Origin of the sequence: Micromonospora sp. NPDC000207 (assembly GCF_040300925.1) — a bacterium.
Lineage (GTDB): Bacteria > Actinomycetota > Actinomycetes > Mycobacteriales > Micromonosporaceae > Micromonospora.
Window position 1 is genome coordinate 1 of record NZ_JBEPEQ010000159.1, and the last position, 9,918, is coordinate 9,918.

Below are 9,918 nucleotides of genomic sequence, written 5' to 3' on the forward strand. Positions count from 1 at the left end.
CCGTACCCGTCGCCGGACGGGGCGGCGGCGGACCATCCGGACGGCCGGGCTTCGGCGCGGGTCCGGCCTCGGGCCGCCCCGGGTCCCGGGGCGGCGGCGGGGTGGCTCGGCCCTGCGGGTCGACGGGGCGCACCGACGCCGCCGCCCGGGCAGCCGACGGCGGCGGCACGGCCGCCGCAGCGATCGGACGGTCCCCGTCGGGGTGACCGGGCCGGCGGGGCGGAGGACCGCCATCCGGCTGGTCGCGGCCGTGGTGCTCCGGCTGGCCCGGGGGGCGTCCCGGTCTCCGGCTGCCCGTACCCCCGTCGCCGGAGGCAGGCGGCTGCTCAGGGGCGGGCGCACGGCCCGCCTGAGGACCACCGGGCGGGGTCGGGGTGGCGACACCTGTCGAGGTCGGCCCGGTCCCGCGCCCGGCGTCGGGCGTGGGGACCACCGGCTGCTCCCCGGTGGGAGGGCGCATCGGCGGACGCGCCCCGTCCGGCCGACGGGCCGGCGGACGGCCCTCGTTCGGCGGCGACACAGTGGGATGACCACCACTGGGCGACCGCAACGACGACTGGCCGCCCGTCGGCGGCGACACAGTGGGATGACCACCACTGGGCGACCGCAGCGACGGGTACCCACCGCTGGGCTCGGTGCCGGGGGCGGCGGGTGGCGCGGCCCGCCCCGAGGTGGGGCGGTGCACCGGACGCCCGTCCGGGTTCGGGTCGGTGCCCGGTCGAGCGGAACCCGCCGCCCGGTCCGTCCCGCCCGGCCAGGGCCGCTGCGTACCCGGTCGGGCCCGACCGGGGTCCGACGTCGGGGCGGAGTGGGAACCCGTGGACTCCTCCCCCGCCGGGCGCAGCGAGGGGACCCGGTCCGGCGGGTACTCGCCGGATGCTGCGCCCCGGTGTCCCGTACCGGAGTCCTCGTCGGTTTCGGGGGCGCGGCGACGGCCGCCGCCGCGACGTGGCGGCACACCGGCCGCAACGGCACCGGGCTGCGCAGGGTCCGCCGATCCGCCGGTGGGCCTCCGGCCGGGAAGCGGACCGGAGTCGTCGACGTCCGGCGTCGGGCCGGGACCACCGGCGCTCGCCCGGCCCGCCGAGGTCGTCCCCGGCGACGGCACCTGCGGCGCGTTGCCCGAGGGCGGGACCTGCGGCGCGTGACCCGGAGGGGGGGCCTCCGGAGCGTTTCCCGAGAGCGGGACCTCGGGGGCGTTCCCCGAACGCGGCACCGGCGGGCCGTCGGCCGGGCGTGGCACGTCCGGGACAGCGCCCAGGCGCGGCGTCTCGCCCGGATCGCCGGTACGCGGCACAGGGGGGCCGTCAGCCGGGCGTGGCGCACCCGGTCCGGGCACCGAGCGCGGCGTCTCGGGCCGGTTGCCGGTACGCGGCACCGGCGGGCCGTCGGTCGGGTACGACTGCGGCGGCGGACCGCCAGGTCGGGGCGGGGTCGACGCATGACCCGGGGCAGGAGACGGCGAAGCCGTGGTGGCGGGCTCCGCACCGGGGGTCTCCGGCTCGGGCGGCTCAGCGGCCCGGCGTCGGCCGACAGGTCGACGTGCCGGCGGCTCCTCCGCACCGGGCTGAGGTCGATCGCTGGGCTCCCCCGTCGAGGGGACCGGTCGGGCCGCAGGCGGCCGAGGCGGTTCCGGCGGCGTCACCCGCTCCGGGCGCGCCCCGCCGGGGCCCGGTTCCGGCGTTCGGACGGCCGGGTCCGGCCCGGCAGCCTCGTGTGGGCGGGCGGTGGAGTGCGGCGGCCCTGGGGCTGGGTGCGGGCCGGCGGGGTGCGGCTCCCGAGGGGGCACCGGTGCGCCGGGCCACGGGCCGTCCGGTCGACGCCGGGGGCCACCCGCGTCGGACCGGCCCGGTTCCGGCCCACCCCGGCGGGGCGGCGGCCCGGGAGGCGGTCCCGCCGGTCGGCCCGATCCAGCCTGGTGCGGCGGCCCGGCCTGGTGCGGCCCGGCCTGGTCCTGCGGGGGCTCCGGACGGGAGGCGGGAGGGACTGCGGCGCGCGCCGCCGGGGGCCCGCCGACCGGCCCGTCGCCGGGCGGCGGGGCGACCCGGCCGAGGGACGGGCCCGCCGCCTGTTCCGGCCTCGGGCGCGGTCCGGACATCGGCTCCGGGTGCCGCCCTGACGGGTCCGGGCGTCCCGGGCGGCCCGGCTGATCCGGGCGGCCCGGCTGATCCGGGCGGCCCGGCTGATCCGGGCGGCCCGGCTGGTTCGGGTGACCCGTCTCGTTCGGCTGATTCGGGTGACCCGGCTGGTGGCGGGCTCCGGGAGGCACCGGTGCCGACTGGGCCGTCGGCGGCGGGACCCTTGGGGGCAGTTGGCCGGGGTGGTTCGCGGGGCCGTCGTGCGGCGGCCCGCCCTGCGGATACGGCGGGCGGCCCGGCGCCGGTTCCGGAGGTACGCCGTCGTGGGGAGCCGGGGCGGCGGGCGGACCCGCCGGGCGAGTGCCCGCGACCGGGACCACCCCGGGGCGTGGCCCGGGTGGGACGTCGGCGGGGCCGCCGGGGGCCGCAGCCGGGCCCGGACGCGACACCGGCGGTACGACGCCGCGACGCGGAGGACCCGACGGTCCGGCACCCGGACGACGAGCCGACGGATCGCCCCCGGGGTGGCCGTCCGGCCCCGGTGCACCGGGCGGCGGCAGGGGAGCCCCGGCACCGGGACCGGCAATGGGAGGCGGCCCCGGCGGACCGGCCGGGATGGGCCGCCCGGGCGGTGGCGGGACAGCCGGTGGGGGTGGCCCGAAGTTGCGATCGCCCCCCGGTCCGAGATCACCGCTCTCCTGTTTCGCCGACCGCAGGTCGTCGATCCAGCCGAACTCCTCGCCCGACTCCGGCTCCGGCTCGGCCTCTGCCCTGCCTCGGCCCCAACGACGCCCCTTGGCGCGCGGATCACGCCGCTCCTCCGGGCCGTCCTCCGGTCGCTCGGAACCCCGCGATCTCACTCCTGACCCTCCCCGACGGCGTCGCCGCCCTCCTGAGCCGCGTCGGGGACCGATGTCCCCGACCGACTGTCGTTCTGCTCGGCGGCGCTGCCGGCCCGCTCCGTCCCGGCACCGCCGTCCGGTCGGGAGACCGAACCGGGCAGCCCCCGGACGATGCGCCGCAGCAACGGCAACCGGGTGCCGACGGAACGTTCGGCACCGTGTCCGCTCGGACGGTAGTAGTCGGTACCGACAAGATCGTCAGGTACGTACTGCTGGGTGACGACGCCCCGGTGGTCGTCGTGTGGGTACCGGTAGCCGGTGCCGTGGCCCAACCCTCGGGCCCCGGAGTAGTGGGCGTCGCGCAGACCGCGCGGCACCGGCCCACCCCGACCGGCCCGTACGTCGGCGATCGCGGCCCCGATGGCGGTGGTGGCCGAGTTCGACTTCGGTGCAGTGGCCAGGTGGATCACCGCCTGGGCGAGGTTCAGCTGAGCCTCCGGCAGGCCGACGTACTCCACTGCGTGCGCGGCGGCGGTGGCCACCCCCAACGCACCCGGGTCGGCCATCCCGACGTCCTCGCTGGCGAAGATGACGAGTCGGCGGGCGATGAACCGGGCGTCCTCCCCGGCGACCAGCATCCGGGCCAGCCAGTGCAGTGCAGCGTCCACGTCCGAGCCCCGCATGCTCTTGATGAAGGCGCTGGTCACGTCGTAGTGGGCGTCACCGTCGCGGTCGTAGCGGACCGCCGCCACGTCGACTGCCTGCTCGGCGGTGGTCAGGTCGATGACGTCGGCACCGAGCGCGGTGGCCGAGGCGGCAGCCGCCTCGAGGGCGGTCAACGCCTTGCGGACGTCGCCTGCGGCGAGGCGTACCAGGTGTTCCTCGGCCTCGGTCTGCAGGGTCAGGGTGCCGGCCAGGCCACGGTCGTCGGTGACCGCCCGACGCAACAGGCCGCGTACGGCCGCGTCGTCGAGCGGTTGGAGGGTCAGCAGCACGCACCGCGACAGCAGCGGCGAGATGACAGAGAAGTACGGGTTCTCGGTGGTCGCCGCGAGCAGGGTGACCGTCCGGTCCTCGACGGCGGCGAGCAGGGAGTCCTGTTGGGTCTTGCTGAACCGGTGCACCTCGTCGATGAAGAGGACGGTCGGCGGGCCCCCGCTGCGGCGCTGCCGCCGCGCCGTGTCGATCACCGCCCGGACGTCCTTCACCCCTGCCGAGAGGGCGGACATCGCGACGAAACGCCGGTCGGTGGCCCGCGCCACCAGGTGGGCGATGGTGGTCTTCCCGCTGCCCGGCGGTCCCCAGAGGATCACCGACATCGGCGTGACACCCCCGACCAGTTGCCGCAACGGCGCGCCGGGGGCGAGAAGGTGGTCCTGACCGACCAGTTCGTCGATCCCGGTCGGGCGCATCCGTACCGGCAACGGAGCGTCGGCGGTCACCGCGGTGAACCCGTCGACACCGGTCGCCGACGCACCGGAGGTCCCGCCGGGCGCTCCGGGCGCTCCGGTGGGCTCACCGAGGGTGAAGAGGGCGTCGGACTCCATCGGATGAACAGTACCGGGCCGGGTCCGTACGCTCGGAAGCGCGGCGCGGACCCGACCCGGTGTTGATCACTGTCGGTCAGCCGCGGCCCCGACCACGGCCCCGGGACCAGCCACCGACCCGGCTGCCGACGCCGGCCAGGTGCAGTGCGAGCAGGAGCAGTCCGATCAACACCAGGGTGTTCCAGTCGAACAGGTCCGGGGCGCCGAGCGTGGTGCCGGTCAGGTCGAGCAGGAGCGCGAAGCCGAACACGACGGCCGCGACGATGGCGAGCATGAGGTCCTCCGGTGGGGGTTACCAGTAGGTCGCACTCGATGTACCCGAACGGTCCCCGCGTCAATCTCCATCCTGGACCCGGACGTCGTTCCCGACGGCGTTCCGGTCGCCCGCCGGCCGCCCCCGGGGGACCTTCTAGGCTGACGGTCGTGCTCACCACCGACCAGGTTCTCACCGGCCGGGCCGCTCTCCTGGAAGCCGCCGGTCACCATCCGTACGCCCGACACGGTCTGCGGCGGGGCAGCGAGGTACGCGGATACCGGCACGGCGGCGCGGTGGCCTGGCTGCCCGGTCCCGGGCCGGGACCGGCGGGCAACGCCGTCGGCTCGCCCGACGCGGCCGTGGAGATCTTCGTCGACCTGGTCGCCGCCGGTGTGGTGCACCCCGGACAGTGGCTGCACCTGCCCGGTCTCGACCCCGGGTCCCTCGCCGGTCGGCTCGCCGCGACCCGGGTCGACCAGTGGGAGTTCCGGTGGGCCGACGCGCCCCCGCCGGACCAGACCGACCAGGACCGGGTGGTCCGGCTCGGCGAGGCCGACGGCCCTTCCCTGACCGAGCTGATCGACGTCGCCTTCCCCACCACCACCTCCCGGCCGGGTGACCCCCGGATCGTCGACTGGTACGGCATCCGCGACGGCGACCGCCTCGTCGCCGCCGGGGCGGACCGGAGCCAGGGTGACATCGGGTTCGTCGCCGGGTTGGTCGTCGCCCCGGGCGACCGGGGACGGGGCCTGGGCGCGGCGCTGACGGCGGGGATGGCCCGCCGGTTGTTCGACCGGTACGACCAGGTCGCCCTCGGGGTGTACACGGACAACGTCGGGGCGATCCGGCTCTACGAGCGGCTGGGTTTCCGGCACGTCGTGGCCCGCAGCTCGGTCCGGCTCGCCGAGGACTGAACGCCCCGACGAGGCTGGACGGCCCGGCGAGGCTGAACGGCCCGGCGAGGCTACGCGCCCCGGCGAGGCTGAACGGCCTGGCGAGGCTGAACGGCCTGGCGAGGCTGAACGGCCTGGCGAGGCTGAACGGCCCGGGCGAGGCTACGCGGCCCGCCCCGGTGGCGGTCCGGCCCGCTCCCCTGTGGGCAGGTCAGCCGCCCAGCACCTCGCCGGCCCCCCGCAGCCGGGTCCGCAGCTCGGTGACCGCGCGGGAGACGTCCAGGCGCACCTCGACCGGCCGTGGTGGGGCAGACCCGGCGCTGGTGGTGGTCCTCAACCCGGCCGGGTCGAGGCCGAACCGACCTGCCACCAACCGGCCCAGTTCGGCCCGACTGACAGGTTGCGGGCCGGCCACGTTCAACGGCCCGGCGTGATCGGTGCCGGCCAGTTCCAGGACGGCGTCGGCGAGGTCACCCACGTCGACCGGGCAGCGGATCTCGTCGGTGTACAGGGCGGCCCGACCGGCCAGGGCGTCGAGGCAGAGGCGGATCTGCGGGCTGTCGGCGTCGCCGAGGATCAACGAGGTACGCACCAGCACCGCCCCCGGGTCCACCGCACGGACCGCCGTCTCGGCCGCCGCCTTGGCCGCGCCGTACGGGAAGATCGGGGTGGGTGGCTCGTGGTCGGCGTACGGCTCGGGACGCCCGGCGTGCAGCGCGTCACTGGACAAATGCACCAGCCGGGCACCGACCTCGGCGCAGGCGAGCGCCACGTGTGCCGCGCCGTCGGCGGTGACGGTCCAGTCTCCGTACCGGTAGGGGGTGCTCACCACGGCGTCCGGACGCACCTGCGTGACCAGTCGACGGACGGCCTCGCGGTCGGTGACGTCCAACCGGTGGCTCGGCACCCCGGGCGGCGGGTCACCCCTGTGGTACGTCACCACCACCTGCGCCCCGGCACCCCGGCCCCGCCGGCACACCTGCCCTCCAAGATGCCCACTGGCACCCACAACGAGCAGCCGCATCCCACACCACCGTCACCTTCCAGGTGATCAAGGGGTTTGCGTCGGACCAGCGGGCGACCGGTGACGCAAACCCCTTGATCACCGCGATCTGAGGGGCGGGTGGGTCAGGTCGGGTCGGCTACCGGGGCGGCCGGGCCGGCGGTGCCGGTGTGGGCGGCGGCCGGCGGCTTGGGCTTGGCGTCGATTCCGGCCTCCAGCCGCTGCTGGGCGGTGACCGGGGTCGGCGCGCCGGTCAGCGGGTCGAAGCCACCCCGGGTCTTCGGGAAGGCGATCACCTCACGGATCGAGTCCGCCCCGGCGAGGAGCATGCAGACCCGGTCCCAGCCGAAGGCGATCCCGCCGTGCGGCGGCGGGCCGTACTTGAACGCCTCCAGCAGGAACCCGAACTTGTCCTGCGCCTCCTCGGGGGTGATCCCGAGGACGTCGAAGACGCGACGCTGCACGTCACCCCGGTGGATACGGATCGAGCCGCCGCCGATCTCGTTGCCGTTGCAGACGATGTCGTACGCGTACGCCAGGGCCTGGTCCGGGGCCTGCTCGAAGCGGTCGACCCACTCGGCGTTCGGCGACGTGAACGGGTGGTGCACCGCCGTCCACCCCGTCTCCTGGCCCTTGTCGTCGTAGGTCCGCTCGAACATCGGGGCGTCGACGACCCAGCAGAACGCCCAGGCGCTCTCGTCGACCAGGTCGGCCCGCTTGGCGACCTCGATCCGGGCCGCGCCGAGCAGCTCCTGCGCCTCCCGGGTGTTCGCGTTGGCGGCGAAGAAGATCGCGTCGCCCGGCTTCGCGCCGACCGCGTCGGCCAGCCCGGCCAGGTGCGCCTCGGAGAGGTTCTTCGCCACGGGGCCGCGCGGCGCACCGGTCTGGGCGTCGAGCACGACGTACGCCAGCCCCTTCGCCCCGCGCGCCTTGGCCCAGTCCTGCCAGCCGTCGAGTTCCTTGCGGGTCTGGGCGGCGCCGCCGGGCATCACCACCGCGCCGACGTACCCACCGGCGGCGATCGCTGCGGCGAAGACCCGGAACTCGGTGCCGCGCAGGTACTCGGTCAGGTCGGTCAGCTCCACGCCGTAGCGCAGGTCCGGCTTGTCCGAGCCGTAGCGGGCCATCGCGTCGTGCCAGGTGAGCCGGGGGATCGGGCCTGGGATCTCGAAGTCGGCCAGTTCCTTCCACAGGGTGGACACGATCGCCTCACCGAGGTCGATCACGTCGTCCTCGGTGACGAATGACATCTCGACGTCGAGCTGGGTGAACTCCGGTTGCCTGTCGGCGCGGAAGTCCTCGTCCCGGTAGCAGCGGGCGATCTGGTAGTACCGCTCCATCCCGCCGACCATCAGCAGCTGCTTGAACAGCTGCGGGGACTGCGGCAGGGCGTACCAGCTGCCGGGCTGGAGCCGGACCGGCACCAGGAAGTCGCGGGCGCCCTCCGGGGTGGACCGGGTCAGCGTCGGGGTCTCGATCTCCAGGAAGTCCCGCTCGTGCAGGACCGTCCGGGCGAGCTGGTTGGCCCGGGACCGCAGTCGCATCGCCCGGGCCGGGCCGCTGCGGCGCAGGTCCAGGTAGCGGTAGCGCAGGCGAATGTCGTCACCGGCCTCGACCTGGTCGTCCACCGGCAGCGGCAGCGGAGCCGCCTCGGAGAGCACCTCCAGTCCGGCGGCGGTCACCTCGATCCGGCCGGTCGGCAGCTCGGGGTTCTCGTTGCCCTCCGGGCGGACGGTGACCTCGCCGGTCACCCGTACGCAGAACTCGTTGCGCAGCGTGTGCGCGTCCTCCTCCCGGAGCACCACCTGGACCACGCCGGTGGCGTCGCGCAGATCGACGAAGACGACACCGCCGTGGTCGCGCCGGCGGGCCACCCACCCGGCGAGGGTCACCGTCGTGCCGGCGTCGCTCGCGCGCAGGCTGCCGGCGTCATGGGTACGGATCACTGGCTTGTGTCTCCTCACGTGTAACGGCTGCCCCCGCATTCTGTCAGGACACCCTTTTTCTCACCTCAGCCGGGCACATCCGCGCGGGACCGGACGGGCACCAGTCAAACCCTTCGCCCGACTCGGGACATCCCATTTCCGTTTCCGGCCACCCGCCCCGAACCGTGTCCCGAGCCGGGCACCTCGGAGCTGAGTTCCGAGCTCGGCGCGGCCCCCGACCCCGGCGCAGGTCCCGACCCGGGCACAGGTCCCGAGCCAGGCACAGGTCCCGAGCCAGGCACAGGTCCCGACCCGGACACAGGTCCCGAGCCGGGTACGTCGGGCGGGCACGAAGGCGGGCCGCCGGGGTGTCCCGGCGGCCCGCCCTGGTTCGTGTGGTGCCCTCGACCAGCGGGTCGATCAGAAGATGCTGACCCCGTAGGCGCTCAGCGCCTCGCCGACCGGCTGGAAGAAGGTGGTTCCGCCGATGCTGCAGTTGCCGCTGCCGCCCGAGGTCAGGCCCAGCGCGACGCTGCCGCTGAACAGCGATCCGCCGCTGTCACCCGGCTGGGCGCAGACGTTGGTACGGATCATGCCCGTGACCCGGCCCTCGGCGTAGTTGACGGTGGCGTTGAGGGCGGTCACCGAGCCGCTGCGCAGCCCGGTGGTGCTGCCGGAGCGCTGCACCGACTGTCCGACGAAGGCGTTGCCGGCGCTGGTGATGTCCCGGACCGAGCCGTTGTAGAGGGAGACGTCCCCGGCGGCGTTGGCGGCGTTGCTGTGCCGGACGATGCCGTAGTCGTTGCCCGGGAAGCTGCTGCCGGTACGGGTGCCGAGGGTGGCGGTCTGCCCGGAGTTGGAGAACCAGCTCGCGGAGATGTTCGTGCAGTGTCCGGCGGTCAGGAAGTAGTAGGTGCTGCCGCTGCGGACGTTGAAGCCCAGCGAGCACCGTCCTCCGCCACCGGCGTAGATGGCCTGGCCACCGGAGATCTTGGTGCTCAGCACCCCGGCCTCGGCCTCGATCCGTACCGCGCCGTTGCTTTTGGCGGCGGCGGCCCGGACCCGCTCCAGTTTCGCTCCGGTCACGGTGCTGTCCACGGAGACGACGACCTGGTTGGTGGTCGGGTCGGTCCACCAGGCGGTCCCGGGGATGTGGATGGAGCGGTCCAGCTCGCTGGCGGCCCGGGCCAGCTCGGCGGCGCCGCGCTCGACCAGCTTCGGGATCGCGCCGTTGGCGGCGACCTGACGGGCGGCGGCGGCGTCGGTCACCGGGACGACCATCTTGCCGGTGGCGTCGGCGTAGGTTCCGGCGGCCCGGTCGCCCAGGCGCTCGGCGAGACCGGCGGCGGCGTCGGGGGAGGCGGTCGTCGCGGC

At 75.4% G+C, this 9,918-nt stretch carries 7 protein-coding genes; 2 read left to right on the forward strand and 5 right to left on the reverse strand.

What is annotated here, in order from left to right; all coding sequences use genetic code 11:
- On the forward strand, window positions 1-206 hold a 206-nt coding region (locus ABT336_RS25440), incomplete at its 5' end, for a hypothetical protein (RefSeq protein WP_502891267.1).
- A 2,728-nt stretch (window positions 207-2,934) separates the two neighbouring features.
- Here the strand turns inward: ABT336_RS25440 and ABT336_RS25445 are convergent.
- Both ABT336_RS25445 and ABT336_RS25450 read right to left on the reverse strand, forming a co-directional pair.
- Window positions 2,935-4,467, reverse strand: coding sequence for a replication-associated recombination protein A (locus ABT336_RS25445; RefSeq protein WP_350899808.1), 1,533 nt, complete (start codon window positions 4,465-4,467; stop codon window positions 2,935-2,937).
- Between the two features lie 76 nt (window positions 4,468-4,543).
- Window positions 4,544-4,741, reverse strand: a complete 198-nt coding sequence (locus tag ABT336_RS25450; protein ID WP_350899810.1) for a hypothetical protein — start codon at window positions 4,739-4,741, stop codon at window positions 4,544-4,546.
- A gap of 149 nt (window positions 4,742-4,890) precedes the next feature.
- On the opposite strand from ABT336_RS25450, the gene ABT336_RS25455 reads away from it, so the two are divergent.
- Window positions 4,891-5,637 carry a GNAT family N-acetyltransferase gene (locus tag ABT336_RS25455; RefSeq protein ID WP_350899812.1) on the forward strand — a complete coding sequence of 249 codons (747 nt, stop codon included), beginning with the start codon at window positions 4,891-4,893 and terminating at the stop codon, window positions 5,635-5,637.
- A 190-nt stretch (window positions 5,638-5,827) separates the two neighbouring features.
- Here the strand turns inward: ABT336_RS25455 and ABT336_RS25460 are convergent, their stop codons facing one another.
- The 3 genes from ABT336_RS25460 to ABT336_RS25470 all read right to left on the reverse strand — a co-directional run.
- Window positions 5,828-6,640: an SDR family oxidoreductase gene (locus tag ABT336_RS25460; RefSeq protein ID WP_350899814.1), complete on the reverse strand. Its 813-nt coding sequence runs from the start codon at window positions 6,638-6,640 to the stop codon at window positions 5,828-5,830.
- A 104-nt stretch (window positions 6,641-6,744) separates the two neighbouring features.
- Window positions 6,745-8,565 (reverse strand): aspartate--tRNA ligase, encoded by a 1,821-nt coding sequence (aspS, locus tag ABT336_RS25465; RefSeq protein ID WP_350899816.1) that lies wholly within the window; start codon window positions 8,563-8,565, stop codon window positions 6,745-6,747.
- Between the two features lie 399 nt (window positions 8,566-8,964).
- A partial coding sequence (locus ABT336_RS25470) for a S1 family peptidase (protein WP_350899818.1) occupies window positions 8,965-9,918 on the reverse strand: 954 nt, incomplete at its 5' end.